This window comes from Pseudomonas parafulva (genome assembly GCF_000800255.1).
GTDB classification, from domain to species: Bacteria; Pseudomonadota; Gammaproteobacteria; order Pseudomonadales; family Pseudomonadaceae; genus Aquipseudomonas; species Aquipseudomonas boreofloridensis.
In genome coordinates, this window is the sequence record NZ_CP009747.1 from 2,381,906 (window position 1) to 2,408,050 (window position 26,145).

The 26,145-nt window shown below is 60.5% G+C and carries 25 protein-coding genes; 4 read left to right on the plus strand and 21 right to left on the minus strand.

What is annotated here, in order from left to right:
- Positions 1–49: 49 nt before the first annotated feature.
- From htpG to NJ69_RS10105, 3 genes are all read right to left on the minus strand, one after another.
- A complete protein-coding gene (gene htpG / locus NJ69_RS10095) occupies positions 50–1,957 on the minus strand; it encodes a molecular chaperone HtpG (RefSeq protein WP_039578643.1) in 1,908 nt (635 codons plus the stop codon).
- Between the two features lie 85 nt (positions 1,958–2,042).
- Positions 2,043–2,501 (minus strand): PaaI family thioesterase, encoded by a 459-nt coding sequence (locus tag NJ69_RS10100; protein ID WP_029612072.1) that lies wholly within the window; start codon positions 2,499–2,501, stop codon positions 2,043–2,045.
- Positions 2,498–2,989, minus strand: a complete 492-nt coding sequence (locus NJ69_RS10105) for a PaaI family thioesterase (protein ID WP_039578646.1) — start codon at positions 2,987–2,989, stop codon at positions 2,498–2,500. The genes NJ69_RS10100 and NJ69_RS10105 overlap by 4 nt, the downstream gene beginning before the upstream one ends.
- Before the next feature lie 151 nt (positions 2,990–3,140).
- Between NJ69_RS10105 and NJ69_RS10110 the strand changes: the two genes are divergently transcribed.
- A complete protein-coding gene (locus tag NJ69_RS10110) occupies positions 3,141–3,416 on the plus strand; it encodes a hypothetical protein (protein WP_029612070.1) in 276 nt (91 codons plus the stop codon).
- Positions 3,417–3,700: 284 nt separating this feature from the next.
- On the opposite strand, the gene brnQ is transcribed toward NJ69_RS10110, so the two are convergent.
- The 10 genes from brnQ to sdhC all read right to left on the minus strand — a co-directional run bounded on the left by brnQ (position 3,701) and on the right by sdhC (position 16,721).
- On the minus strand, positions 3,701–5,014 hold the full coding sequence (gene brnQ, locus NJ69_RS10115; protein WP_029612069.1) for a branched-chain amino acid transport system II carrier protein: 1,314 nt from the start codon (positions 5,012–5,014) through the stop codon (positions 3,701–3,703).
- A gap of 367 nt (positions 5,015–5,381) precedes the next feature.
- Positions 5,382–6,266, minus strand: a complete 885-nt coding sequence (gene sucD / locus NJ69_RS10120; RefSeq protein ID WP_016393102.1) for a succinate--CoA ligase subunit alpha — start codon at positions 6,264–6,266, stop codon at positions 5,382–5,384.
- Positions 6,266–7,432, minus strand: coding sequence for an ADP-forming succinate--CoA ligase subunit beta (gene sucC, locus NJ69_RS10125; protein ID WP_029612068.1), 1,167 nt, complete (start codon positions 7,430–7,432; stop codon positions 6,266–6,268). The genes sucD and sucC overlap by 1 nt, the downstream gene beginning before the upstream one ends.
- A 170-nt stretch (positions 7,433–7,602) precedes the next feature.
- Positions 7,603–9,039 (minus strand): dihydrolipoyl dehydrogenase, encoded by a 1,437-nt coding sequence (gene lpdA, locus NJ69_RS10130; protein WP_029612067.1) that lies wholly within the window; start codon positions 9,037–9,039, stop codon positions 7,603–7,605.
- Between the two features lie 96 nt (positions 9,040–9,135).
- Positions 9,136–10,365 carry a 2-oxoglutarate dehydrogenase complex dihydrolipoyllysine-residue succinyltransferase gene (odhB, locus tag NJ69_RS10135; protein WP_039578654.1) on the minus strand — a complete coding sequence of 410 codons (1,230 nt, stop codon included), beginning with the start codon at positions 10,363–10,365 and terminating at the stop codon, positions 9,136–9,138.
- A 42-nt stretch (positions 10,366–10,407) separates the two neighbouring features.
- Positions 10,408–13,239 carry a 2-oxoglutarate dehydrogenase E1 component gene (locus tag NJ69_RS10140; RefSeq protein WP_039578657.1) on the minus strand — a complete coding sequence of 944 codons (2,832 nt, stop codon included), beginning with the start codon at positions 13,237–13,239 and terminating at the stop codon, positions 10,408–10,410.
- Positions 13,240–13,480: 241 nt separating this feature from the next.
- On the minus strand, positions 13,481–14,185 hold the full coding sequence (locus NJ69_RS10145) for a succinate dehydrogenase iron-sulfur subunit (protein ID WP_029612065.1): 705 nt from the start codon (positions 14,183–14,185) through the stop codon (positions 13,481–13,483).
- Positions 14,186–14,196: 11 nt separating this feature from the next.
- A complete protein-coding gene (gene sdhA / locus NJ69_RS10150) occupies positions 14,197–15,969 on the minus strand; it encodes a succinate dehydrogenase flavoprotein subunit (protein ID WP_039578660.1) in 1,773 nt (590 codons plus the stop codon).
- 3 nt (positions 15,970–15,972) lie between these two features.
- Positions 15,973–16,341, minus strand: coding sequence for a succinate dehydrogenase, hydrophobic membrane anchor protein (gene sdhD, locus NJ69_RS10155; RefSeq protein ID WP_039578662.1), 369 nt, complete (start codon positions 16,339–16,341; stop codon positions 15,973–15,975).
- Positions 16,335–16,721 (minus strand): succinate dehydrogenase, cytochrome b556 subunit, encoded by a 387-nt coding sequence (gene sdhC / locus NJ69_RS10160; protein ID WP_116888551.1) that lies wholly within the window; start codon positions 16,719–16,721, stop codon positions 16,335–16,337. The genes sdhD and sdhC overlap by 7 nt, the downstream gene beginning before the upstream one ends.
- A 351-nt stretch (positions 16,722–17,072) precedes the next feature.
- On the opposite strand from sdhC, the gene gltA reads away from it, so the two are divergent.
- From gltA to NJ69_RS10175, 3 genes are all read left to right on the plus strand, one after another.
- On the plus strand, positions 17,073–18,362 hold the full coding sequence (gene gltA / locus NJ69_RS10165) for a citrate synthase (RefSeq protein WP_029612062.1): 1,290 nt from the start codon (positions 17,073–17,075) through the stop codon (positions 18,360–18,362).
- A 172-nt stretch (positions 18,363–18,534) separates the two neighbouring features.
- Positions 18,535–19,281: a hypothetical protein gene (locus NJ69_RS10170; protein ID WP_039578668.1), complete on the plus strand. Its 747-nt coding sequence runs from the start codon at positions 18,535–18,537 to the stop codon at positions 19,279–19,281.
- Positions 19,282–19,301: 20 nt separating this feature from the next.
- On the plus strand, positions 19,302–19,913 hold the full coding sequence (locus NJ69_RS10175) for a hypothetical protein (RefSeq protein ID WP_039578671.1): 612 nt from the start codon (positions 19,302–19,304) through the stop codon (positions 19,911–19,913).
- Between the two features lie 45 nt (positions 19,914–19,958).
- On the opposite strand, the gene NJ69_RS10180 is transcribed toward NJ69_RS10175, so the two are convergent.
- The 8 genes from NJ69_RS10180 to NJ69_RS10215 form a co-directional block, all read right to left on the minus strand.
- Positions 19,959–20,567: an START domain-containing protein gene (locus NJ69_RS10180; protein WP_432416633.1), complete on the minus strand. Its 609-nt coding sequence runs from the start codon at positions 20,565–20,567 to the stop codon at positions 19,959–19,961.
- 28 nt (positions 20,568–20,595) lie between these two features.
- Positions 20,596–20,850, minus strand: coding sequence for a YkgJ family cysteine cluster protein (locus NJ69_RS10185; RefSeq protein ID WP_039578675.1), 255 nt, complete (start codon positions 20,848–20,850; stop codon positions 20,596–20,598).
- Between the two features lie 107 nt (positions 20,851–20,957).
- Positions 20,958–21,482 carry a hypothetical protein gene (locus tag NJ69_RS10190; protein ID WP_240326851.1) on the minus strand — a complete coding sequence of 175 codons (525 nt, stop codon included), beginning with the start codon at positions 21,480–21,482 and terminating at the stop codon, positions 20,958–20,960.
- Positions 21,483–21,527: 45 nt separating this feature from the next.
- Complete coding sequence (locus tag NJ69_RS10195) at positions 21,528–22,970, minus strand: PLP-dependent aminotransferase family protein (protein ID WP_039578677.1); 1,443 nt, start codon at positions 22,968–22,970, stop codon at positions 21,528–21,530.
- A 157-nt stretch (positions 22,971–23,127) separates the two neighbouring features.
- The gene (locus NJ69_RS10200; RefSeq protein WP_039578680.1) at positions 23,128–23,940 is read right to left on the minus strand and encodes an OmpA family protein; all 813 of its coding nucleotides are present in this window, start codon (positions 23,938–23,940) and stop codon (positions 23,128–23,130) included.
- Positions 23,937–24,290: a DUF4398 domain-containing protein gene (locus NJ69_RS10205; protein WP_029612056.1), complete on the minus strand. Its 354-nt coding sequence runs from the start codon at positions 24,288–24,290 to the stop codon at positions 23,937–23,939. Before NJ69_RS10205 ends, NJ69_RS10200 begins: the two co-directional genes overlap by 4 nt.
- Before the next feature lie 9 nt (positions 24,291–24,299).
- The gene (locus NJ69_RS10210) at positions 24,300–25,121 is read right to left on the minus strand and encodes a substrate-binding periplasmic protein (protein WP_039578682.1); all 822 of its coding nucleotides are present in this window, start codon (positions 25,119–25,121) and stop codon (positions 24,300–24,302) included.
- Positions 25,122–25,215: 94 nt separating this feature from the next.
- Entirely contained in the window at positions 25,216–26,145 is a 930-nt protein-coding gene (locus tag NJ69_RS10215) for an electron transfer flavoprotein subunit alpha/FixB family protein (protein ID WP_029612054.1), read from the minus strand.

Below are 26,145 nucleotides of genomic sequence, written 5' to 3' on the forward strand. Positions count from 1 at the left end.
GCTTGACCAAAAGAAAAGCCCGCCGAAGCGGGCTTTGCGGTGCGTCATCTCAAGCAGACAGCTCGACCAGCAGCTTGTTCAGGCGGCGCACATACGCTGCCGGATCCTTGAGGCTGTCGCCAGCGGCCAAGGCCGCCTGGTCGAACAGAATGTGCGACAGCTCCGAGAAGCGATCTTCGCTCTGTTCGTGATCGAGCTTCTCGATCAGCGGGTGAGTCGGGTTGAATTCGAAGATCGGCTTGGAGTCCGGCACCTTCTGACCGCTGGCTTCGAGGATCTGGCGCATCTGCAGACCCAAGTCCTGCTCGCCGATGGCCAGGATCGCCGGAGAATCGGTCAAGCGGTGCGATACGCGCACTTCGGCAACGCTGTCGCCCAACGCCGTTTTCAGGCGCTCGACAAGACCCTCCTTGTCCTTGGCCACTTCTTCCTGGGCTTTCTTGTCCTCTTCGGAATCCAGATTGCCCAGGTCCAGGTCGCCACGGGCGACATCGACGAAGCTCTTGCCATCGAATTCGGTGAGATAGCTCATCAGCCACTCATCGATACGGTCGGTGAGCAGCAACACTTCGATGCCTTTCTTGCGGAAGACTTCCAGGTGCGGGCTGTTCTTGACCTGCGCGTAGGACTCGCCAGTGAGGTAGTAGACTTTGTCCTGCCCTTCCTTGGCGCGGGCCAGGTAGTCGGCCAGGCTGACGCTCTGCTCGCCGCTGTCGTCGTGCGTGGAGGCGAAGCGCAACAGACCAGCGATCTTTTCCTTGTTGGCGAAATCTTCGGCCGGACCTTCCTTGAGCACCTGGCCGAAATTCTTCCAGAAGCCCTTGTACTGTTCCGGTTCGTTCTTCGCCAACTTCTCCAGCATGTCCAGCACGCGCTTGGTCAGGGCCGACTTCATCGAATCGATGATCGGATCCTTCTGCAGGATTTCACGCGAGACGTTGAGCGACAGGTCGTTGGAGTCGACCACACCCTTGATGAAGCGCAGGTACAGCGGCAGGAACGATTCGGCCTGGTCCATGATGAACACGCGCTGCACGTACAGCTTCAAGCCGCGCGGTGCTTCGCGCTGGTACAGGTCGAACGGCGCACGTGCCGGCACGTACAGCAGCGAGTTGTACTCCAGCTTGCCTTCGACCTTGTTGTGACTCCAGGCCAGCGGGTTTTCGAAATCATGGCCGATGTGCTTGTAGAACTCCTGGTACTCCTCGTCCTTGATCTCGGTACGCGGGCGGGTCCACAGCGCGCTGGCGCGGTTGACGGTTTCCCACTCTTCAGCAGGCTGCTCTTCGCCTTCGGCTACGGCCGATTGCTCTTTTGGCAACTGGATCGGCAACGCGATGTGGTCGGAATACTTCTTCACCACATTGCGCAGGCGCCAGCCGTCGGCGAACTCCTGCTCATCCTGCTTCAAGTGCAGGACGATGCGCGTGCCGCGCTGCGGCTTGTCGATGGTCGCGACTTCGAAGTCGCCCTCGCCCTTGGACGACCAATGCACGCCTTCGGCGGCAGCAGTGCCAGCACGGCGACTGTAGACATCGACTTTGTCGGCAACGATGAACGCGGAATAGAAGCCCACGCCGAACTGGCCGATCAGGTGCGAGTCCTTCTTCTGATCACCGGTGAGGTTCTTCATGAAGTCGGCCGTGCCGGACTTGGCGATGGTACCCAGGTGGGTGATGACATCCGCGCGGCTCATACCGATGCCATTGTCTTCCAGGGTGACCGTGCCGGCTTCCTTGTCGAAGCTCAGGCGAATCTTCAGATCGGCATCGCCCTCTAGCAACTCGGGCTTGGCCAGGGCTTCGAAACGCAGCTTGTCAGCAGCGTCGGAGGCGTTGGAGATCAATTCGCGCAGGAAGATCTCCTTGTTCGAATACAGCGAATGAATCATGAGGTGCAGCAGTTGCTTGACCTCGGTCTGGAAGCCCAGGGTTTCTTTTTGAGTCTCCACACTCATCGTCTTCACACTCCGATCTGTTGGTCATTGCGCCCCAGGCGTCGAGCCTGATGGGCGGATGTTCAGCAGATGGGGGCATGGCTGGCTATTTCAAGGGTGGCTGCGGCTGGATCTTGAAATGCGCCCGGGCCGTGGCGATGGGCGAGCCGCGCTCGCCCTGCCAGGCGGTGATCGACACATTGGTCACCCGCCGCCCCTGGCGCCACAGCTGGCATTGGGCGAAGGTGTCGCGGTAATGGCCGGCGCGCAGGTAATCGATGGAGAAGTCGATGATCTTCGGAATACTCAGGCTGTCACTGAAGATCAACAGGTACAGGGCGGCTGAAAGCTCCATGAAACCCGCGATCACGCCGCCATGAATGGCCGGGAGCAGCGGGTTGCCGATGTTGTCGGGGTTGGCGGGCAGACGAAACAGCAGATCATCGCCCTCGCGCTGACATTCGATGCCGATCAGCCCGGCGTAGGGAATCAGTGCCAATAACGGCGCATAGTCGCCGCGTGCATGCGCCTCTGTCAGTTGCTGGCGTATCGGCGCAGGGATCATGCCTGCCCCTCGCCCATGCGCGCGGCAAAACTCAGGCCTCCGCGCGCCTCACCACCTAGACGCATGAAGGTGCCTACGACCTGGCAGATCGGCTGCGCCGGGTCGTCCTGGTAAGCGCTACCTCGAGTGAAGATCACATCGCGGGTCACCCGGTAGCAGTGCGCATGACCGTAAAGGTCCAAACCTGGCTTGGCCGGGTGCATGTAGTCGATACGCAGATCCAGCGTCGGACAGACTTCGAATTTCGGCAGCACGCACAGCGTGGCCATGCCGCAGGTGGTGTCCAGCAACGTGGTGAGCGCCCCGCCATGCACGGCGCCGGTCTGCGGATTGCCCACCAACCTGTCCGACCAAGGCAGCACCAAGGTCATACCCTGCGCGTCGGCATGCTGCACCCGCATCTGCAACTGTTGGCAATGCCGCAGCGCCGACAGGAATCGCTGCGACATTGCCATCAGCGTACTGAGCTCTGTAGGGGTTGGATTCATGACCAGAGCGCTCCATGTTGTACTGGCCCACAGGGCCTGGAAAAAGTCGAGGCGAGTGGCGTGTTTATATATCTGCACGCTGCATTGAACTTCTCACACACCGCCGAACTCGAAGGTTTCAACTCACTTATTCCACAAGGAGAAACATCCCATGCGTAAACCTTTCGCTTTTGCTCTGATGCTGGCCGCTGCCATGGGTCTGGCTGCATGCGACAAGTCCAGCGAAGATAAAGCTCAGGACGCACAGAAACATGCCGAGCAGGCCCAGGAAAAGATGGGCGAAGCTCAGGATAAAGTGAACGACGCCGCCAAGGAAAATGCCGAAGCTGCCAAAGATCAGGCTGAAGCGCAGCAGAAGGCCGTCGAGGAAGCTCAGCCGTCCAACCCGGCGCCGACCACCGCTCCTGCTGAACCTGCCAAGCAGTAATTCAAGCGAAACAAGAAAACCCGACAATGTCGGGTTTTTTTATGGCCGCGACTTAACGGTGAAACGTTTCACTCGGGAAGTGCAAACTCTTGTTCTTGCCGAAACGACTACTGAACGTGCGCGTTTCGCGCTAGAGCAACTTCTCCCCGTACCCCCCTCGCCTGGCGACTGTCGCTTACTCGCATAAAAAAACCCTGCAGTCTGACGATTGCAGGGTTATGGATGGGCACTTCACTCAGTGGCTGTGTAACGTATAGCCGTTACCACTGGCACCCTTCGATCTGTCAGGCCAAGGCTTCGCGTGGTTTGCCAAGAAGGCGGTCGCACGCCACGGCAACAACCAACGTCGCTACCGAAGGCACCAGCCAGGCCAGTCCCTGATCACTCAGCGGCAGGTGTGCCAGGAAGTCAGGCAACATATGGGCGATGTCGCTGCCCTTGATCGCATCGACGATGCCGAAGATCAGCGAAACCAGCATCACCGGCGCGAGAATACGCGTCGGCGAATTCCACAGGTCGTTGACGAAGCTGAGCCCGACTACCACGATGCACGGCGGATAGATCGCAGTGAGCACCGGGATCGAGAACATGATCAGCTTGGTCAAGCCAAGATTGGACACCAGCAGCGAGAACCCGGCGAGGATCACCACCAGCGCGCGATAGGACAGCGGCAGCATCTGGCTGAAATACTCGGCGCAGGCACAGGTCAGGCCTACGGCGGTGACCAGGCAGGCCAGCGCGATCAGCACGGCGAGGAAACCACTGCCCAGCGAGCCGAAGGTATGCTGAACATAGGCATGCAACACAGCAGCCCCATTGCTGGCGCCGGCAGCAATCTCGTGGCTACCCGCCCCCAACCGGAACAGACTGATATACACCAGGGCCAGGCCGACCCCAGCGATCAGCCCGGCGATGATGGCATAGCGGGTGATCAACTTCGGCGACTCGACACCACGCGAGCGAATGGCGTTGACGATGACAATGCCGAATACCAGAGCGCCCAAGGTGTCCATGGTCAGATAACCATCGGAGAAGCCTTTGGAAAACGCCGCGGCGGCATAGGCAGGTTGCGCCTCGCCGATACCGCCGGCTGGCAGCATGAAGGCTGCGATACCCAGTACCGCCAGGGCGATGATCTTCAGCGGTGCGAGGAAACGTCCGACAGTATCGAGCAGCTTGCCCGGATACATCGACACCGCCAGCACTACGATGAAATACACCAGGCTGTAAATGAACAGCGCCAGTGGGCTCTCGCCGGTCAGGGGTGCAACGCCTACCTCGAAGGAAACGGTCGCCGTGCGCGGCGTGGCGAACAACGGCCCCACCGACAGGTAGCAGACAGCAGCCAGCAGGCCACCACAGAACTTGCCGATCGGACTGCTCAGCGCATCCATGCCGCCGCCGACCTTGGCCAGCGCCACCACGGTGATGACCGGGAGGCCCACGGCCGTGACCAGAAAGCCCAGCGCCGCCATCCACACATGCGGCCCGGACTGCAGGCCGACGATAGGGGGGAAGATGATATTGCCCGCACCCACGAAAAGCGCGAACGTCATAAAGCCAAGTGCCAGGATATCCTGGCCTTTTAACACTTTCATTTAAGGAAGTACCACACTGCTGAAATCGGGGTTCGAGAGGGGATTTCCACATGGATGGCGGAAATGCTGCCCGGCCTGATGAGCCAGACCCGTTTAGCGTGTCGTTCCCTTTTGGGGTACGGGCACAGAGTGACGCGTAGGGTACAGAATTTGGCCAGCAAACGCACTGTAGCGGTGCAGCTTGTCCGATGTGCGTACATGTTTGTCGTTTAAGCGACCGATGACGTAGGGATTATTCCAGAGACGCGGAAAGCTTCTGTATGAAGGATCCTGTTAACCATGAGGAAAAATCCTAGAGCTACAGGACAGAAACGACAAAGGCCACCCGAAGGTGGCCTCTGTGCGCGTGGGGGGTACAGCGAGTTGCTTACTTCTTGGCTTCCCAGCCAGTCAGCTCGGCCAGGGCCTTGCCGATGTCTGCCAGGGAACGCACGGTCTTGACACCAGCGTCCTGCAGGGCAGCGAACTTCTCGTCCGCAGTGCCTTTGCCGCCGGAGATGATGGCGCCAGCGTGGCCCATGCGCTTGCCTGCAGGCGCGGTAACGCCCGCAATGTAGGAAACGACCGGCTTGGTAACGTTAGCTTTGATGTAGGCAGCCGCTTCTTCTTCAGCCGAACCGCCGATCTCGCCGATCATGACGATCGCTTCGGTCTTCGGATCTTCCTGGAACAGCTTCAGGATGTCGATGAAGTTGGAGCCCGGGATCGGGTCGCCACCGATGCCGACGCAGGTCGACTGGCCAAAGCCGGCGTCGGTGGTCTGCTTGACCGCCTCATAGGTCAGGGTGCCGGAACGCGAAACGATACCGACCTTGCCTGGCAAGTGAATGTGGCCTGGCATGATGCCGATCTTGCACTCGCCCGGAGTGATGACGCCTGGGCAGTTAGGACCGATCAGGGTCACGCCCAGTTCGTCGCACTTGACCTTGGCGTCCAGCATGTCGAGGGTCGGGATGCCTTCGGTGATGCAGACGATCAGCTTGATACCGCCGAAGGCCGCTTCGAGGATGGAGTCCTTGCAGAACGGAGCCGGAACGTAGATGACCGAAGCGTCAGCACCGGTGGCTTCCACGGCTTCCTTGACGGTGTTGAACACCGGCAGGCCCAGGTGGGTGGTGCCGCCCTTGCCTGGAGTGACGCCGCCAACCATCTTGGTGCCGTAGGCGATGGCTTGTTCGGAGTGGAAAGTACCTTGCGAGCCGGTGAAGCCCTGGCAGATGACTTTGGTGTCTTTATTGATCAGGACGCTCATTACTTGCCCTCCGCAGCTTTGACAACTTGTTGAGCAGCGTCGGTCAGGCTGGTTGCCGCAATGATGTTCAAACCGCTTTCTGCCAGTACTTTAGCGCCCAGTTCGGCGTTGTTGCCTTCGAGGCGAACAACCACCGGCACTTTCACGCCGACTTCTTTGACTGCACCGATGATGCCTTCGGCGATCATGTCGCAGCGCACGATACCACCGAAGATGTTGACCAGAACGGCCGCGACATTGCTGTCGGACAGAATGATCTTGAACGCCTCGGTCACGCGCTCTTTGGTAGCACCACCGCCCACGTCGAGGAAGTTGGCCGGTTTGCCGCCGTGCAGGTTGACGATGTCCATGGTACCCATGGCCAGGCCAGCACCGTTGACCATGCAGCCGATGTTGCCTTCCAGCGCGACGTAGTTCAGTTCGAACTTGGCAGCGTGGGCTTCACGGGCGTCGTCTTGCGACGGATCGTGGAACGTCTTCAGCTTGGGCTGACGGTACATGGCGTTGGCATCGATGTTGATCTTGGCATCGAGGCAGTGCAGGTCGCCGTCGGCCTTGATCACCAGCGGGTTCACTTCCAGCAGGGCCAGATCGTGATCCTTGAACAGCTTGGCCAGGCCTACGAAGATCTTGGCGAACTGCTGAACTTGCTTGCCTTCCAGACCCAGCTGGAACGCCAGCTCGCGACCCTGGAACGGCTGAGCGCCGACCAGCGGGTCGATGGTAGCCTTGAGGATCTTCTCGGGGGTGTCGTGGGCAACCTTCTCGATGTCCACGCCACCTTCAGTGGAGGCCATGAACACGATGCGGCGGCTCGAGCGATCCACGACAGCGCCCAGGTACAGCTCCTTGGCGATGTCAGTGCAGGACTCGACCAGGATCTTGGAGACTGGCTGACCGTTGGCATCGGTCTGGTAGGTCACCAGATTCTTGCCCAACCACTGCGCAGCGAACGCCTTGGCGTCTTCTTTGCTGCGAACCAGCTTGACGCCACCCGCTTTACCGCGACCACCGGCGTGAACCTGGGCTTTTACCACCCACTCGGAACCACCGATCTTGTCGCAGGCTTCTGCGGCTTGTTCAGGGGTATCGACCGCGAAACCCTTGGAAACTGGCAGGCCGTACTCAGCGAACAGCTGTTTACCCTGATACTCGTGAAGATTCATGCTTTTTACCGTCTTCGTTAGGTACTGCGCTTCGGCGCTGCGCTGTTTCCAGCGCCGCGCCACCTGTGACCGTTAACCCCGGATTGTTCCGGTGGCCCGGTCCGGCGGACATTCCGCGGTGGATCTTGCGCGCAAGACCCACGACGGGCAGCCCGCCGTGGTTTTTATAATTAACGCTTTTTACGGTTGGCCACGTGAATGGCGCCGCCATTCACAGCCAGCGCGGCTTCATGCAGCGCTTCGGACAAAGTCGGGTGGCTGAACACCATCATGCCCAGGTCTTCGGCACTGGTGCCGAATTCCATGGCGATAGCGCCCTGCTGAACCAGCTCGGCAGCCGATGGGCCGATCACGTGAACGCCCAGCACACGGTCGGTCTTGGCATCGGCGATGACCTTGACGAAACCACCGGTGTCGTTCGCCGCCATCGCACGGCCGCTGGCCGCGAACGGGAAGGTGCCCACGTTAACCTCAACGCCTTCGGCTTTCAATGCCTGCTCGGTCTTGCCGACCCATGCGATTTCCGGGTGGGTGTAGATCACCGACGGGATCAGGTCGTAGTTCATCTGGGCCTTGTGACCCTTGATGCGCTCGACGACCATGATGCCCTCTTCCGAGGCCTTGTGCGCCAGCATCAGGCCACGCACCACGTCGCCGATGGCATAGACGCCTGGGACGCTGGTGGCGCAGTAGTCGTCAACGTAGATGTAGCCACGCTCGTCGATATTGACGCCGCTGTCGACGGCCAGCAGGTCAGTGGTCACAGGACGACGGCCCACGGCGACGATCAGCTTGTCGAAGGTGATCTTCTGCTCGCCTTCGGCGTTGGTGTAGGTGACTTCGACTTCTTCACCAGTGACTTTCGAACCGGTGACCCGTGCACCCAGCTTGATGTCCAGACCTTGCTTGGTCAGGGTCTTCTGGGCTTCCTTGGAAACCGCGGTGTCGGCGGCCATCAGGAAAGTGTCCAGAGCTTCCAGGACAGTCACTTCTGCGCCCAGGCGAGCCCAGACCGAACCCAGCTCCAGACCGATCACGCCGGCACCGATTACGCCCAGGCGTTTAGGCACGGCCTGGAATTCCAGCGCGCCGGTAGAGTCGACGATGACTTTCTGGTCGACTGGCGCCGGTGGGATGTCGATCGGGCGCGAGCCGGAAGCGAGAATCACGTTCTCAGCTTCGATGACTTCGCTGCTGCCATCAGCCTTGGTGACTTCGACTTTCTTGCCCGCCAGCAGCTTGCCGTGGCCCTGGATCGAGGTCACGCCATTGGCCTTGAACAAAGTGGCCACACCACCGGTCAGGTTCTTGACGATGCCGGCCTTACGGCCAATCATCGCGGCGACGTCCATCTTCACTTCACCCGTGGAGATACCGTGGACGTTGAAGCTTTCTTTAGCTTCTTTGTACTTCCAGGAGCTGTCGAGCAGCGCCTTGGAGGGAATGCAGCCGACGTTCAGGCAGGTACCGCCCAGGGCCAGCTTGCCTTCGGCGTCGGTGTATTCCTCGATGCAGGCAGTCTTCAGACCGAGCTGGGCAGCCTTGATGGCAGCCACATAGCCGCCAGGACCCGCACCAATCACCACTACGTCGAATTTCTGGGTCATAAAAGATTCCTTTTTAGCTTCAAGCTTCAAGCTGCAAGCGGCTGGAACGGCAGGCTTCGTCATGAAGCCTGGCGCTTGCCGCTTGCAACTGTGCGATTAGATGTCCAGCAGCAGGCGGGACGGATCTTCCAGCAGGTTCTTGATGGTGACGAGGAAGGTTACGGCTTCCTTGCCATCGATCAGACGGTGGTCGTAGGACAGCGCCAGGTACATCATCGGGCGAATGACCACTTGGCCGTTGATCGCCATCGGACGCTGGATGATGTTGTGCATACCCAGGATCGCAGCCTGCGGCGGGTTGACGATCGGGGTCGACATCATCGAACCGAAGGTACCACCGTTGGTGATGGTGAAGGTACCGCCAGTCATCTCTTCGATGGACAGCTTGCCGTCACGGGCTTTCTTGCCGAAGGTGGCGATGCCGTTCTCGATCTCGGCCAGCGACATCGATTCGGCGTTACGCAGCACAGGCACTACCAGACCACGGTCGCTGGAGACGGCTACGCCGACGTCCGCGTAGCCATGGTAGACGATGTCGTTGCCGTCGATCGATGCGTTGACTGCCGGGAAGCGCTTGAGCGCCTCGGTGGCGGCCTTGACGAAGAACGACATGAAGCCCAGGCGCACGCCATTGTGGGTCTTCTCGAACAGGTCCTTGTACTTCGAACGCAGGGCCATGACTTCGGTCATGTCCACTTCGTTGAAGGTGGTCAGCATGGCCATGTTCGATTGCGCTTCGACCAGACGCTCGGCGATCTTGGCGCGCAGACGAGTCATCGGCACGCGCTTCTCGGTGCGATCGCCGGCAGCGACGACGACCGGGGCAGCGGCGGCAGCGGCAGGCTTGGCGGCCGGAGCAGCAGCAGGCGCGGACTTCTTGTTGGCGATGGCCGCGACCGTGTCTTCCTTGGTCACACGACCGCCCTTGCCAGTGCCCTTCACAGAGGCCAGATCGATACCGTTCTCTTCGGCCAGCTTGCGTGCGGCAGGCGCGGCGACCGGGTCATCTTCGCCAGCGTCAGCGGCGGCAGCAGCCGGAGCGGCAGCCGGTGCCGCAGCGGCGGCGGCAGGTGCAGCGGCAGCTGCGCCACCCTCAACGATCGAACCCAGTACTTCGTCGGACAGGACGGTGTCGCCCTCACCCTTGACGATGTCGCCCAGTACGCCGTCGGCGGTGGCCAGCACTTCCAGGACGACCTTGTCGGTCTCGATGTCGACGATCAGCTCGTCACGCTTGACGGCTTCGCCCGGCTTCTTGTGCCAGGTGGCAACGGTGCCGTCGGCAACCGATTCCGGGAAGGTTGGGGCTTTGATCTCGATAGCCATTATCAGTGTTTCCTTAAATTCGGTTTCAGGTGCGCGAAGGCGTTAGACAGTGAACGCGTCTTGCAGCAGTTTTTCCTGCTGCTCGGCGCTCTTGGACGCGTAGCCACAAGCAGGCGCGGCAGAGGCGTCGCGACCGGCGTACTCGAGGACCAGCGCCTTGTCGTGGCGGCCCAGGATGCGACGCATGTGGTGCTGACTGCTGTACCAGGCGCCCTGGTTCATCGGCTCTTCCTGGCACCAGACCGCATGCTTGAGGTTGGTGTACTGCGCCAGGATTTCGACCAGATCGTCCTCAGGGAACGGATACAGCTGCTCGATACGCAAGATGGCGATGTCTTCGCGGCCTTCGGCACGGCGTTTTTCCAGCAGGTCGTAGTAGACCTTGCCGCTGCACAGCACCAGACGCTCGACCTTGGCCGGCTCGATCGCATCGATTTCCGGAATGACGGTCTGGAACGAGCCTTCGGCCAGGTCTTCCAGGGTCGACACAGCCAGCTTGTGGCGCAACAGCGACTTGGGCGTCAGCACGATCAGCGGCTTGCGCAGCGGACGGATGACCTGACGACGCAGCAGGTGGTAGATCTGCGCTGGCGTGGTCGGCACGCAGACCTGGATGTTCTGCTCAGCGCACAACTGCAGGTAACGCTCAAGGCGTGCCGAGGAGTGCTCCGGGCCCTGCCCTTCATAACCGTGCGGCAACAGCATGGTCAGACCGCACAGACGGCCCCATTTATGTTCGCCGCTGGTGATGAACTGGTCGATTACCACCTGCGCACCGTTGGCGAAGTCGCCGAACTGGGCTTCCCAGATCACCAGCGCGTTCGGCGTGGTGGTCGAGTAGCCGTATTCGAACGCCAGCACGGCCTCTTCCGAAAGGAAGGAGTCGTACAGTTCGAAACGCGGCTGGCCCGGGAACAGGTTCATCAGCGGTACGTAGGTGCCGGCGTCCTTCTGGTTGTGCAGCACCGCGTGACGGTGCGAGAAGGTCCCACGGCCAATGTCCTGGCCGGTCATGCGGATCGGGTGACCTTCGAACTGCAGAGTGGCGTAGGCCATGGTCTCTGCGTAACCCCAGTTGATCGGCAGGCCACCGGCCTGCATCTTCTGCCGGTCTTCGTAGATCTTGGCGACCTGACGCTGGACGACGAAGCCTTCCGGCAGCTCGAGCAGCTTGGCCGACAGTTCCTGCAGGGTCTTGAGGTCGAAGCGGGTGTCGTGACGCGCGGTCCAGGCATGGCCCAGATACGGACGCCAGTCGACGAACAACTCGCGGTTCGGTTCCTTGACCAGGCTCTTGACCACGTGCAGGCCGTTGTCCAGCGCGCTGCGGTACTCGTCGATCTTGGCCTGGGCGCGCTCGCTGTCGATGCGACCAGCCTGGATCAGCGCGTCGGCGTACAGCTCACGGGTCGTGCGCTGCTTGCTGATCTGCTGGTACATCAGCGGCTGGGTGCCGTTGGGCTCGTCAGCCTCGTTATGACCGCGACGGCGGTAGCAGACCAGATCGATCACCACATCACGCTTGAACTGCATGCGATAGTCGATGGCCAACTGGGTGACGAACAGCACGGCTTCCGGGTCGTCGCCATTCACATGCAGGATCGGCGCCTGGATCATCTTGGCAACGTCGGTGGCGTACTCGGTGGAGCGCGCATCCAGTGGGTTGCTGATGGTGAAGCCGACCTGGTTGTTGATCACGATGTGCACAGTGCCGCCGGTCTTGAAACCGCGGGTCTGCGACATCTGGAAGGTTTCCATGACCACGCCCTGACCGGCGAACGCCGCGTCACCGTGGATGGAAATGGGCAGAACCTTGTCACCGATGCTGTCGTTGCGACGGTCCTGGCGGGCACGAACCGAGCCCTCCACCACCGGCGAGACGATTTCCAGGTGGGACGGGTTGAATGCCATGGCCAGGTGGACTTCGCCGCCGCTGGTCATGACGTTGCTGGAGAAGCCCTGGTGATACTTCACGTCACCGGAACCCAGCTCGTTCATCTTCTTGCCTTCGAACTCGTCGAACAGCTCGCGCGGGTTCTTGCCGAAGGTATTGACCAGCACGTTCAGACGACCGCGGTGGGCCATGCCGATCACGACTTCCTTGGTGCCATAGGAGCCGGAGCGCTGGATCATTTCGTCCAGCATCGGAATCAGGCTCTCGCCGCCTTCCAGGCCGAAACGCTTGGTGCCTGGATACTTGGTGCCCAGGTATTTCTCCAGGCCTTCACCGGCGGTGACGCGTTCGAGCAGGTGAGTCTGCACGTCGACGGAGAAGTCAGGACGACCACGCACGCTTTCCAGGCGCTGCTGGAACCAGCTGCGCTGCTCGGAATCGACGATGTGGGTGAACTCGGAGCCGATGGTGCGACAATATGTCTTCTGCAAGGCATCGACGATTTCGCGTAGGCTCGCTTCCTCTTTGCCGATGTACAGGTCGCCGGCACGGAAGGTCGTATCAAGATCGGCATTGGTCAAGCCGTAGTGATTGATCGACAGGTCTACGGGCGCAGGGCGCTGCCACAACCCCAAGGGGTCGAGCTTGGCAGCCTGATGACCGCGCATACGATAGGCCTGGATCAGTCGCAGCACTTCAACCTGCTTCTTCTCGTGTTCGCTGCTCACGCTCCCGGCAGATACCGGTTGAGCGCGGCGCTGGTTCTTCGCCAGCAGTACGAAATGATCGCGGATCGTCGAGTGCGAGACGTCGGTAGCGGTGCTGCCGTCGGCGGGCAACTTCTGGAAGTAGGTGCGCCACTCTTCTGGCACAGCGTTAGGGTCGTGCAGGTAGAGTTCGTAGAGCTCTTCCACATATGCAGCGTTACCACCTGAAAGGTGGGCGCTTTCCCACATGCGCTGCATCACGCTTTCTTGCATGCTTGGTCACCCTCGTTAGGGGACGGATCGACAAGAACCACGCAAACCTGGAAAAGTCCGAACACAGCGACCAACCACGCCACCTGGATCCTGCAGATTTTCCGGGTACCAGCCCGGAAGCCCCTGCTGGTCTCATATCTTCAAAGGTAATGAGCGCGGGCTTTGTGGGCCCTTGCTCCGGTTTTACCTCGGCGCGGGCTCACCACCCGCGCGTCGGCTTACTGCTGGTGCAACATTCGAATCAGGTGCCGCTTTGCAGCAGCATGTTACGTACGTGGCCGATCGCCTTGGTCGGGTTGAGACCCTTCGGGCAGACGTTCACGCAGTTCATGATCCCGCGGCAGCGGAATACGCTGAACGGGTCATCCAGCGACGCCAGGCGTTCCTGGGTCTTGGTGTCACGGCTGTCGGCCAGGAAACGGTAGGCCTGCAGCAGCGCGGCGGGGCCCAGGAACTTGTCCGGGTTCCACCAGAACGATGGGCAGGAGGTCGAGCAGCAGGCGCACAGGATGCACTCGTACAGACCGTCCAGCTTCTCGCGCTGTTCCGGCGACTGCAGACGCTCGATGGCCGGTGCCGGCGTATCGTTCTGCAGGAACGGCTTCACCTTCTCGTACTGCTTGTAGAAGATGCTCATGTCGACGACCAGGTCACGAATGACCGGCAGCCCCGGCAGCGGACGCAGCACCAGCTTGTTGCCCTTGACCACGCCCGACAACGGGGTGATGCAGGCCAGGCCGTTCTTGCCGTTCATGTTCATGCCATCGGAACCGCACACGCCTTCACGGCAGGAGCGACGGTACGAGAAGCCCTCGTCCTTTTCCTTGATCAGCGCCAGCACGTCCAGCACCATCAGGTCCTTGCCGCCGGTATCGACGTCGAACGACTCCATCTTGGGCGCCGAGTCGGTGTCCGGGTTGTAACGATAAACTTCGACTTTCAACATAGCGGCCACCCTTAGTAAGTCCGGACTTTTGGTTCGAAGGCAGGCACTGTCTTCGGCGCAAAGTTGACACCACGCTTGGCTACGCGCTTCTCACCCGGGTAGTACAGGGTGTGGCACAGCCAGTTTTCGTCGTCACGGTCTTCGAAGTCTTCACGGGCGTGTGCGCCGCGCGACTCTTTACGGGCTTCGGCCGCGATGGCGGTAGCTTCGGCGACTTCCAGCAGGTTCTGCAGCTCCAGCGCTTCGATGCGCGCGGTGTTGAAGGCCCGGGACTTGTCGTTGATCTTGACGTTGGCGATGCGGTCACGCAGACCGGCCAACTGCTCGATACCCTTCTGCATGTATTCGCCAGTACGGAATACACCGAAGTAGTTCTGCATGCAGCTTTGCAGTTCGCGCTTGAGGCTGGCGACGTCTTCGCCGCTGGTACGCTCGTTGAGCTTGTTCAGGCGGTTCAGCGCCACGTCGACATCGGTGTCGCTCGCATCGCGGTACTCGACGCCATCGCTCAGGGCTTTTTCCAGGTGCAGGCCGGCAGCACGGCCGAACACCACCAGGTCGAGCAGCGAGTTGCCGCCCAGGCGGTTGGCACCGTGTACCGATACGCATGCCACTTCACCCACGGCGAACAGACCCGGGATGATGTGATCCTGGCCGTCGGCGTCCATGGTGATGGCCTGGCCATGAATGTTGGTGGCAACGCCGCCCATCATGTAGTGGCAAGTCGGGACCACCGGTACCGGCGCGACCACCGGGTCGACGTGGGCGAAGGTCTTGGACAGCTCGCAGATACCTGGCAGGCGGCTGTGCAGCACTTCCTCGCCCAGGTGATCGAGCTTGAGCAGGACGTGATCCTTGTTCGGACCCACGCCATTGCCGGCGATGATTTCCTTGACCATGGAACGGGCGACCACGTCGCGGCCAGCCAGGTCTTTCGCGTTCGGCGCGTAACGCTCCATGAAGCGCTCGCCGTGGGCGTTGATCAGGTAACCACCCTCACCGCGGCAGCCTTCGGTGACCAGTACACCAGCGCCGGCGATGCCGGTCGGGTGGAACTGCCACATCTCGATGTCCTGCACCGGTACGCCGGCGCGCAGCGCCATGCCGATACCGTCGCCGGTATTGATCAGGGCGTTGGTGGTGGAGGCGTAGATACGGCCAGCACCGCCGGTGGCCAGTACGGTGGCCTTGGACTTGATGTACATGGTTTCGCCGGTTTCGATGCAGATCGCAATCACACCGACGAACGCGCCGTCCTGGTTCTTGACCAGGTCAACGGCGTAGTACTCGTTGAGGAAAGTGGTGCCGGCTTTCAGGTTGCCCTGATAGAGGGTGTGCAGCAGGGCGTGACCGGTACGGTCGGACGCAGCGCAGGTACGCGCGGCCTGGCCACCCTTGCCGAAGTCCTTGGACTGGCCACCGAATGGGCGCTGGTAGATACGACCGGTTTCGGTACGCGAGAACGGCAGGCCCATGTGGTCCAGTTCGAAGACCGCAGCCGGGCCTTCCTGGCACATGTATTCGATAGCGTCCTGGTCACCGATGTAGTCGGAGCCCTTGACGGTATCGTACATATGCCAGCGCCAGTCATCGTTCGGGTCGGCCGAAGCGATGGCGCACGTGATGCCGCCCTGGGCGGATACGGTGTGCGAACGGGTCGGGAAGACCTTGGTGACTACGGCAGTCTTGTGGCCGCCTTGAGCCAGCTGCAGCGCAGCGCGCATACCAGCACCGCCGCCACCGATGATGATGGCGTCGAAGGAAATGGTTGGAATGTTAGCCATGAATCAGATACCCCAGAGAATCTGCACACCCCAGACGAAGTAAGCGAACATCGCAACGCCGCATACCGCCTGGAACAGGAAACGAATCGCCGTCGCCGATTTGCCGAAAGACATCGGTGTCAGGTAGTCAGTGGCAATAGTCCACATGCCGACCCAGGCGTGAGCGCCCAGCGCGACAAGCGCCAGCAGGCTGAAGATTCGCATCGCGTTGTTGGAGAACAGTGCGTGCCACTGGGCGTAGTCGAGCCCAGGGTGCACGGCCAGGTAGCCGATCAGGAAAATGAAATAAGCCGCGAGAACGACCGCAGAAACGCGCTGCGCCATCCAGTCATAGAGGCCCGAACGCGACAGGTTCGTGACATTGGTTACCATACCCAAACTCCCGCCAGAACGATCAGCACCACAGAGATGACGATCACGATTTTCGAGCCCAGCTTGCCGCCTTCCAGCGTCTCGCCAATACCCACGTCCATGATCAGGTGACGAACACCTGCGACGAGGTGATACAGCAGGCCGGACAGCAGGCCCCAGGTCACCAGCTTGGCCAGCGGACTGGTCAGACACGCCTTCACCTCGGCAAAGCCTTCCTCGGAACCCAGCGACTTGCCCAGTGCGTACAGCATGATGGCAAGGCCGAGGAACAGGATGACGCCGGAAATACGATGAAGAATGGACGTGTAGGCTGTGATCGGGAGTTTGATGGTCCTTAGGTCTAGGTTTACAGGTCGTTGGCTTTTCACGGCTTTTTTCACACTGAAGAGCCCCTAGGGAACAGGGCAAAGTTGTTGGTAAGTGTACTGGTCAGGTACCCACCACCGGAGAGAACACGACACCCAGCAGGGCGGGCTGGAAAGCCCCTGGGAGTCGGCTGCCGAGTATAGACAGTTAGGCTGCTTATGACAACGTGAGGGGCTAGCCCGAATAGCGCATTGCCTTTAGTGAACAAAAGGCGTAAATGGCCGGCAATTTCGTGAAAATCATGGGCTTGGAGAGGGTTTCAACCAGCCTTTAGGCAAATTGACATCTGAATTTATCCCTCTATAGTGGTGCGGGCCCTGCGTGGGGGGTCTGACTGATGATTTCAAGCATTAATAGGAGGCCACATGGCTGACAAAAAAGCGCAGTTGGTCATCGAGGGCGCAGCCCCCGTAGAGCTGCCCATTTTAACCGGCACCGTTGGTCCCGATGTCATCGACGTCCGCGGGTTGGGGGCATCCGGTCACTTCACCTTCGATCCGGGCTTCATGGCCACCGCCTCGTGCGAATCCAAGATCACCTACATCGACGGCGACAAGGGCGTACTGCTGCACCGCGGCTACCCCATCGAACAGCTCGCCGAGCAGTCGGACTACCTGGAAACCTGTTACCTGCTGCTCAACGGCGAACTGCCGAACGCCGAGCAGAAGGCCAAGTTCGTCAGCAACGTCAAGAACCACACCATGGTTCACGAACAGCTGAAAACCTTCTTCAACGGCTTCCGCCGCGACGCGCACCCCATGGCCGTCATGTGCGGCGTGGTCGGCGCCCTCTCGGCCTTCTACCACGACTCGCTGGACATCAATAACCCCCAGCACCGCGAGATCTCGGCCGTGCGCCTGGTGGCGAAGATGCCGACCCTGGCCGCGATGGTCTACAAGTACTCCATGGGCCAACCCATGATGTACCCGCGCAACGACCTGTCGTACGCAGAGAACTTCCTGCACATGATGTTCAACACCCCGTGCGAGATCAAACCGATCAGCCCGGTGCTGGCCAAGGCGATGGACCGGATCTTCATCCTCCACGCGGACCACGAGCAGAATGCGTCCACCTCTACAGTACGCCTGGCAGGCTCCTCGGGCGCCAACCCGTTCGCCTGTATCGCCGCCGGCATCGCAGCGCTGTGGGGCCCTGCCCACGGTGGTGCGAACGAAGCCGTATTGACCATGCTCGATGAAATTGGCGATGTCTCGAACATCGATGCCTTCATCGCCAAGGCCAAGGACAAGAACGATCCGTTCAAGCTGATGGGCTTTGGTCACCGCGTCTACAAGAACCGCGACCCGCGCGCCACCGTAATGAAGCAGACCTGCGACGAAGTGCTGCGCGAACTGGGCATCAAAGACGATCCGCAACTCGAACTGGCCATGCGCCTGGAAGAGATTGCCCTGACCGATCCGTACTTCATCGAGCGCTCGCTGTACCCGAACGTCGACTTCTACTCGGGGATCATCCTCAAGGCGATCGGCATTCCAACCAGCATGTTCACCGTGATCTTCGCCCTGGCCCGTACCGTAGGCTGGATCTCGCACTGGAAAGAAATGCTGTCCGGCCCGTACAAGATCGGCCGTCCGCGCCAGCTGTACACCGGCGAACCGCAGCGTGACCTGACCGCACTGAAAGATCGCAAGTAAACGATCACTGCGCGTCGAACGAAAAGCCCCGGCAACTTGCCGGGGCTTTTCGTTTCTACTGACCGACCCAATCCAACGAAACCCTTCCTGCTGATGTGTCGCCAACGGACACGAGACGATCCGAGCGCACGTCAGAACGTGCGAACTCACACAGCCTCAGCAGGACAAACTAATGACTATCGAAAAAAGCCTGGCATTCATCGATCAGATTCCCGCCCCACGCGTGCGTCGTAACGCGGTCGATACCCCGGATGCCCCCACTCCAGAGAATACGGACGCCAAGGCCGGCGTAGTCCAATCGCAGTTGATTGCCTTCACCTCGAACCTGGATACCCCTTTCAAAGAGGCCGTCAAGTATTCGACACAGCTTGCGCAACGCGCGGCCGATCAAAAATTCAATCACATCGAACAGCGCATGCAATGGTATGAGGTGTACAACGAAGCACTCCAACATTTGGGCTGGATTGGCTCGGACAACAAGCTGACCCGCTACAAAGGCAGCAAACTCGAAGTCACCATGGAAAATGTGGCGATTGAACTGATCAAACTCGCGGCCGGCCCGAATGCTGCGCTCATTGCTGACCTCACCAGCGCCACCATCAATGCCCTCAAAGGCGACAGCGAAGTACTAAGCAAACTCCAGAAGTCTTCAAGTTCAGGCGCATCGGGTGCCTTCGACATATTGCCCGTCATGCAGAAGGATGACGACGTGGTGATGTACAGCCACGCCATGGTGTTCGAGCACAAGGAAGACAGTGGGGGCTTTTGGTTCTGGAGCTGGACCTCGAGCAATGTCAGCCTGGAACATTGCGCCAATGAGTGGACATTGAACTACTCGCACTACAAGAGCGTGGAAAGCCAAGTCAAGGAAAAGCTCGGTGAGAGCACGAGCAAATTCTTCGACTCACTGAATTTCTGACGGTTTAATAGGACGACCTCATGGACGACGAATCTAGCAATCTCTATCGAGTAGCCCAGGCGATCGTGTCCATCCCCTGCTCGATCAGCGCTATCGACCGACAGGACATACTGGACACCCTTTTGCTGGCACAACTCTCTGCCAGCCGCCAACATGACGCGTTCGATGCTCCAGACAAATGGGCGGTCACGTGCCTGGCCAGCCTGAATAACCTTCATTGGAGCATGACCTCGTTTCTGAACAGAACAGAGACACTCACCGATACCTTCAGCATCAAATCGTTGGCAGAAAATACTACCAGCGCAGACTTACTGGAGCGCTTGTCGGTAGAGGCGAGGCTGCGGATGTTTGCCTATACCAACCGAGAGCGCAGCGACCTCTCTCAGAAGAGAGTGGCAACCGTTCGGATCGTCGCGCCGGACCGTTTCGATTTGAAGAGCTTGCACTTCGATTGCGCGCAATCGCCTGAAGACAACTGGATAACTCAGCAGCACTACGCCACCACCCATCGTCCTGTCTCCGTCAAGGTGAGAGAAGCCACATTTACACGGACAGCAGACTACGACGATGTCCGAATGAGGGTCATAAAGGCCCTGGGTACGCAGCGCGTGAAGGAGATTGAACCGCTTTGATCAATGGAGCACCCGCCCCACGCGATGGGGCGGATTGCTCTTCGATCAGCGCGCTTGAGCCCGCTCGCGCAACGCCTTGAGCGTATTGAACGGCGCCTCGACCACGAACTTGTTGGCCAGCCATGACGGCACGCTGCCGCCCGGCTCCGTGTGCACCTGATAGGTCACCTCGGTACTGTCCCCCTTGGGCACCAGCTTCCAGAAGCCTTCCACTTGGGCCACTCGCACGAACCCCTTCTCTTCCGGCAGGTACTTGGGCTCACCTTCGAGTTTGCGCATCAGGCTGCCGTCCGCTTCCTGCACGGTGGTCACATGAAGGATCGAGTCACGCGGCGTCACCGGCCACGGCGTATTGAACTGCGTATAGGTCCAGCTCTGGTCGCCCTCATGCTTGAGCAGCTTTTGTGACTTGCATTCATGCACCCACGCGCAAGAGCTCGCCACATCCTCCTGCAGCGCCTTGATCTTGGCCAATGGCGCCTTGATGACGGTGACCCCACGATAGGCCTTGTACTTCGAGCCAGCCACTTCGCTGAGGGACACCTGAATGCCCTCCTCGTCCTTGGCCACTTGCCAGTTCTCCGCCCAGGCTACCGGCGCCAGGAGAACGCCCATGCCACACAGCAAAACAACGCGCTTGATCGATCTCATCATCTTGTTCCTTTTGTCGAAGAGCCCAATGTCACGCCGCCGTTATTCGCTCCAGCCAGCCGATGATCCTGATCGCCTCGTCGCGATCACTCCCACAGATGTCCACCTCAGCCTTGAATCCGGCACAGACTTTCGGCCGCTCGGGCTTGCCAAACAAAGCACAGAGGTTATCCAAGGACAAATGCAAGCAGCGCTCGCCTGCCGGCTTGCCATGCGGCATTCCGGGTATCGACGAGCTGATGGACGGGGCGATGCAACAGGCACCGCAGCCCTCACGGCATTTCATGACAACTGCACTCCCTGGAGCAGAACGGGACGGACATCCCTGGATACTAACCGCTCAAACATACGTTTGAAATTGCCGACTCGATGAAATCCGCCGTGACTCGACAGTCAGTTACGGAATTCGAATTCGATGGCAGCGCCCTCCACGTCACGACGGCTGTCGTTACGTAACTGAAGCTGCATCTCATTGCTGATCAGCCTGCCATTGAGCTGGAACGGGCTGTCATCACCGGCAGACTTGTCGGGGAACATGGCCGGCAACAGCGCCTTTCGGGGGGCAGGTGTAGACCTTACATCCGGCTTGAGATTTCTCACCATATCGCTCGGCAAACTGAGGTCGAGCTTAGGATTGGGCAGCGGCTGGGTGGCAGCCTTACCGACGGACTTGCTCTTGGCCGCCTTGCGCTTGGCCTTGGCTGCCGATTTGCTCGGCGTCTTCGCCGGCTTCTTCGCGACCGGCTTGGCAGCCTGCTTGACTGCAGGCTTGGCAGCGGCACCACCCGTCTTAGCCGACGCGGCCTCACTCGCAGCTGGCGCCTGCGCAGCATGCACCGCAGTGCCGGGCCACAAGGGGCACGCTAGACACAACAGCAGTGCAGAAAGACGGAAGGCAGTCATAGCGATCGAAGGCATGGCATCAAAATGCCTATGCTCCCCGTTAAACGCGCATATGACAAGCTAGAAAATGGCCATAGACGATTCTCGACACAACTGCTGGGCCAACAGCCCCAACGTCATGACTGCACGCTCGGCTTCCCTGTTCCAGGGAATCCCGCAGTTCAAGCGAATGCAGTGGTTGAACTGCTCGGTGTTGCTGAAGATGAGCCCGGGCGCGATGCTGATGCCCTGCTCCAGCGCCCGCACATGCAGCTCCTGGGTATTGACCCGCCCCGGAAGACTGACCCACAGAATGAATCCACCTGTGGGCCGAGTCATCTGTGTGCCCTCAGGGAAATGCTGCTGTACCGCCAACTGATAGGCGCTGAGGTTCTTGCGGTATTCCTGGCGGATGAAGCGTAGGTGGCGGTCGTAACCACCATTTTCCAGGTAGGCCGCCACGCCCATCTGCGTGACACTGCAGGCCGAATGGGTGGTGAAGGTCTGCAGTCGCTGGATCTCATCCTGATAGCGTCCCGGAATCATCCAGCCGACGCGCACACCGGGCGATAGCGTCTTGGAAAAGCTCGAGCAGTAGATCACCCGATCCAGTCGGTCAAAGGCCTTGAGGGCCTTGGTCCGGCCCTGTTCGAACATCAGCTCACCATAGATATCGTCTTCGACGATCTGAATATCGAAGTCCGAAGCCAGGCGCAACAACTGCTTTTGACGCTCCTCGGGCATGGTGCCGCCCAGCGGGTTGCTCAGGCGTGGCGTGAGCACCAGCGCCTTGATCGACCACTGGTTGGCGGCCAGTTGCAAGGCCTCCAGACTGATGCCGGTGGACGGGTCACTGGGGATCTCGATGACCTTCAGACCCAGCAGGTCAGCCAATTGCAGCAGGCCGTAATAGGTCGGCGATTCGGCAGCGATCAGGTCGCCGGGACGGGTCAACACGCGCAGCGACATCTGCAGCGCGTCCACGCAGCCATGGGTGACGATGACCTCGCGCGGGTCGACCAGCACCCCGGCATCGCGCATACGGATGGCGATCTGCCGACGCAGCGGCTCGAACCCTGGGCTGAACATATAGCTGAAGGCGCGCGGGCTGTGGAAGCGAGTGACCTTGGCGATCTGCTGATGCAGTGCGCGCACGGGCAGGTAGTCCACGTGAGGGACCGCTGCGCCGAAGGGAAACACGCCGTCGCGGCGCGCTTCGGTCAACACCTGCTGGATGATACTGGCCCGCGTGACCAGCCCTGGACGCTCGACCCGCGCGATGTCGGGGGTCGGCGCAGTCAAGGCGGGCGTCTGGTGGACATAATAGCCGGACTGCGGCCGAGCGCGAATCAGCCCTTGGTCCTCGAGATTGGCATAGGCCTGCAACACCGTGGCGTGACTGACGTTGAGCTGTGCGCTCATCTTGCGCACCGACGGCACCCGCTCACCTGGCTGGTAGACACCGCGGCGGATGTCCTCGGCCAGTTGCTGGGCGATACGCTGGTACAACAGCAGATTGGTCATGGTGATTCTCGAGACGCGGACAGATTCGTTGTTTTTGTGCCACTCACAGTCCAGACAGAATACCGGAACAGTTGCAAAGTGTACTGGGACAGATCAGAGGATAGTCGCCGTTACAGTTGCGTGATAGCCAAAACAACCCGTTGCCGCGTCAACCGCCTCAGCGTGGCGGCGCAAGTCTGCCCTTGTCGTCGGAAAAGACGATCTCGACCCGGCGATTCTGCGCCCTGCCCCGCTCCGACGCGTTGACCTCTACCGGATACTGATCGCCGTAGCCCTGGACCTCGATGCGCTTCTCATCGATGCCCAGGTCGACCAGCATGTCCGCTACCGACTGGGCGCGATCGCGCGACAGCTTCAGGTTGTCTTCCGGCGTTCCGGTGCTGTCGGTATAACCCTCGATGCGCACCACGCGTCGCGGGTTGAGCTGGAGGAACTGCACCAGCTTGAGCACGGTGCGGCTGGCCGAACTCTTCAACTGCGCTTCGCCGGTGTCGAACAGCACGTCCGACAGGGTCATGACCAGACCGCGCTCGCCCTGCTCGGAGGCCAGTGCGGCGATCTGCGATTCGACCCATTTACCCTGCTGCTGGACACTGTCCAGTTTCGCCTCGCGCAACGCCAGTTGCAGACGCTGACGCTCCAAATCGAGTTTGGCCAGACGCTCCTGATTCAGCGCCAGGTTGGCATGCTCGCGGGCGATTTCGCTGTAGCGCTGGCTGAGATAAGCATAATGGCGTACGTCACTGCCGGTGCCCACATAACCTGCCAGACGCTCGGCCCGCGCCAGCGATTCACCGGCGCGAATCACATCGCGCGGCGCACTGCGCAATACATCGGAGTCATCCTTGACCTTCTGCAAGGCGGTGGACGCATCGACCAACGCGGACTCACTGCGCTGGCTCGCGCAGCCCTGGAGGCCGACAAACGCCAGTAATACCAAGGTGGCAAAAGGCTTGAGGGTGCGATTCATGGCTGCACCTCCAGTTGTTTGCGCAGGCGCTTGACGCGCGCGTCAACCACCTTCAATTGCTCGGCGCTCTTTTCCGTCAGCACCTGGGCTTCGGCCAGGCGCGCATCCAACTCGGCCTGTTCGGCGCGCATGCGGGCGTCGCGAAAGTCCTGGCTGGTCATGTTGGATCTGGCCCGCGCCAGCTTGTCTTCCGCCAGCTTGAAGGTGTCGACCTGGTCGGTAGCGCCAACCGCCCTGGCCTGCTCAAGGGCTTGTTCGGACAGGCGCATCTGCTCATTGGGGGCCGGGTCGTTGGCACAACCGGCGAGGCCGACGACGGCCAGGGCCAGGATCAGGGGTTGGGTTCTCACGCAATCTTCCTACTGTTTGGGGGCGTCAGCGGTCATCTGCATCTGCGCCTTCCAGCGCTCCACGTTCTGTTGCAGCACCGCCTCGGAGGCACCAGAGACCGGCAATTCTGTCAGCTTTTTCGCCAATTGCCCACGCAACCAGGCGTCATTGCAGGCCGAGTTGTGGGACACGGCCAAGTACAGCCCAGGTCGGTCCACCACCAGGTCCCGAGCGATGAGGTCACTACCCAACCCCAGACTCTGGATCATGGCCATGCCCGAATAGCGCCCGGCCAGCACGTAATCCACTTGGCCCAACACCAGCTTCTGCAAGGCTTGAGTCAGGTTCTGCGAGGGCACCAGCTTGAGCTGAGCCTTGGCGAAGGCCTCGAAGGCCGGGGTCAGCCGAGCCTTCTCCGACACGCTGCCCTGGTAGCGGGCAAGGTCAGCTGGGCCGTCCAGCGTCACGGTTGCGTCATGACGGGTCCAGACCAGGTATTCGTTGAGTTGCAGTGGCGGATGAATGTAGTCCAGTGCGGTCAGCTGAGCGACCTGCATGGGCGTATCCAGCAGCACGTCCATGCGCCCGCTGCGAACCTCTTCGAGCGCCTGATCCCGGCGTCCGGCGCTCAGTACTTCGACCTTCACGCCAAGCTCGCCTGCCACCTGGCGCAACAGGTCGACGTTGGCGCCGATCAAATGCCTGGGGTCTTTCGGGTCTTGCCAGGAGTAAGGCGGCGCGTCCGGGCTACCGGTCGCCACCAGCTTCTCGCATTTGCCAGCCGCCATCGCCTGCGAAGCCGTCACGGCCATGATGCACATCAGCCAGCGGCCGGATTTGCCCAACTTCATTGCCCTCTCCTTGACCACACCGCACGGACCCACCATGAAAAAAGCCCGACCCTCAAAGCGAGGGCCGGGCTTCTTTATAAGTGAAGCGTCTGGATCAGACCAGCTTTTCCAGCTCCGGCACCGCCTCGAAGAGATCGGCGACCAGACCGTAGTCGGCCACTTGGAAGATCGGTGCTTCCTCGTCCTTGTTGATGGCGACGATCACCTTGGAGTCTTTCATCCCCGCCAGGTGCTGGATCGCGCCGGAGATACCGACGGCGATGTACAACTGCGGTGCGACGATCTTGCCGGTCTGACCGACCTGCATGTCGTTGGGCACAAAGCCCGCATCCACTGCAGCGCGCGAGGCGCCGACCGCGGCACCGAGCTTGTCGGCCAGGGTATACAGGTGCTTGAAGTTGTCACCATTGCCCATGCCACGACCGCCGGAGACGACGATCTTGGCTGCAGTCAGCTCCGGACGGTCGGATTTGGCCAACTCCTCGCCCACGAACGACGACTTGCCTGCGTCGTGAGCGGCCGCGACCGACTCCACAGCCGCCGAACCACCTTCTGCGGCCACGGCATCGAAGCCGGTGGTGCGCACGGTGATGACCTTGACCGCAGCGCTCGATTGCACGGTGGCGATGGCGTTACCCGCGTAGATCGGGCGCTTGAAGGTATCGGCGGACTCGACCGCGATGATCTCGGAGATCTGGTCGACGTCCAGCAGTGCAGCGACGCGCGGCAGGATGTTCTTGCCATTGGTGGTGGCCGGGGCCAGCACGTGGGTGTAGCCGCTGGCCAGTTCCTGGATCAGGGGCGCGACGTTTTCTGGCAAGGCGTGGGCGTAGGCGGCATTGTCGGCCACCAGGACCTTGGCCACGCCAGCGATCTTGGCAGCAGCTTCGGCAATGCCGGCCACATTCTGACCTGCGACCAGCACGTGCACATCGCCACCGATCTTGGCCGCAGCAGCGACCGTGTTCAGGGTGGCAGGCGCCAGTGCGGCGTTTTCGTGTTCAGCGACAACCAGGATAGTCAT

Excerpts from the sequence above, each read along its gene's own strand:
- sucC (WP_029612068.1), bottom strand. The coding sequence starts at position 7,432 with ATGAATCTTCACGAGTATCAGGGTAAACAGCTGTTCGCTGAGTACGGC.
- gltA (WP_029612062.1), top strand. The coding sequence starts at position 17,073 with ATGGCTGACAAAAAAGCGCAGTTGGTCATCGAGGGCGCAGCCCCCGTA.
- NJ69_RS10190 (WP_240326851.1), bottom strand. The coding sequence starts at position 21,482 with ATGCCTTCGATCGCTATGACTGCCTTCCGTCTTTCTGCACTGCTGTTG.
- lpdA (WP_029612067.1), bottom strand. The coding sequence starts at position 9,039 with ATGACCCAGAAATTCGACGTAGTGGTGATTGGTGCGGGTCCTGGCGGC.
- NJ69_RS10215 (WP_029612054.1), bottom strand. The coding sequence starts at position 26,145 with ATGACTATCCTGGTTGTCGCTGAACACGAAAACGCCGCACTGGCGCCT.
- NJ69_RS10210 (WP_039578682.1), bottom strand. The coding sequence starts at position 25,121 with ATGAAGTTGGGCAAATCCGGCCGCTGGCTGATGTGCATCATGGCCGTG.
- sdhA (WP_039578660.1), bottom strand. The coding sequence starts at position 15,969 with ATGGCTAACATTCCAACCATTTCCTTCGACGCCATCATCATCGGTGGC.
- odhB (WP_039578654.1), bottom strand. The coding sequence starts at position 10,365 with ATGGCTATCGAGATCAAAGCCCCAACCTTCCCGGAATCGGTTGCCGAC.
- NJ69_RS10140 (WP_039578657.1), bottom strand. The coding sequence starts at position 13,239 with ATGCAAGAAAGCGTGATGCAGCGCATGTGGGAAAGCGCCCACCTTTCA.
- NJ69_RS10200 (WP_039578680.1), bottom strand. The coding sequence starts at position 23,940 with ATGAATCGCACCCTCAAGCCTTTTGCCACCTTGGTATTACTGGCGTTT.
- NJ69_RS10195 (WP_039578677.1), bottom strand. The coding sequence starts at position 22,970 with ATGACCAATCTGCTGTTGTACCAGCGTATCGCCCAGCAACTGGCCGAG.
- sucD (WP_016393102.1), bottom strand. The coding sequence starts at position 6,266 with ATGAGCGTCCTGATCAATAAAGACACCAAAGTCATCTGCCAGGGCTTC.
- NJ69_RS10145 (WP_029612065.1), bottom strand. The coding sequence starts at position 14,185 with ATGTTGAAAGTCGAAGTTTATCGTTACAACCCGGACACCGACTCGGCG.
- sdhD (WP_039578662.1), bottom strand. The coding sequence starts at position 16,341 with ATGGTAACCAATGTCACGAACCTGTCGCGTTCGGGCCTCTATGACTGG.
- NJ69_RS10110 (WP_029612070.1), top strand. The coding sequence starts at position 3,141 with ATGCGTAAACCTTTCGCTTTTGCTCTGATGCTGGCCGCTGCCATGGGT.
- NJ69_RS10175 (WP_039578671.1), top strand. The coding sequence starts at position 19,302 with ATGGACGACGAATCTAGCAATCTCTATCGAGTAGCCCAGGCGATCGTG.
- NJ69_RS10170 (WP_039578668.1), top strand. The coding sequence starts at position 18,535 with ATGACTATCGAAAAAAGCCTGGCATTCATCGATCAGATTCCCGCCCCA.
- htpG (WP_039578643.1), bottom strand. The coding sequence starts at position 1,957 with ATGAGTGTGGAGACTCAAAAAGAAACCCTGGGCTTCCAGACCGAGGTC.
- NJ69_RS10180 (WP_432416633.1), bottom strand. The coding sequence starts at position 20,567 with ATGATGAGATCGATCAAGCGCGTTGTTTTGCTGTGTGGCATGGGCGTT.
- NJ69_RS10185 (WP_039578675.1), bottom strand. The coding sequence starts at position 20,850 with ATGAAATGCCGTGAGGGCTGCGGTGCCTGTTGCATCGCCCCGTCCATC.
- NJ69_RS10100 (WP_029612072.1), bottom strand. The coding sequence starts at position 2,501 with ATGATCCCTGCGCCGATACGCCAGCAACTGACAGAGGCGCATGCACGC.
- brnQ (WP_029612069.1), bottom strand. The coding sequence starts at position 5,014 with ATGAAAGTGTTAAAAGGCCAGGATATCCTGGCACTTGGCTTTATGACG.
- NJ69_RS10105 (WP_039578646.1), bottom strand. The coding sequence starts at position 2,989 with ATGAATCCAACCCCTACAGAGCTCAGTACGCTGATGGCAATGTCGCAG.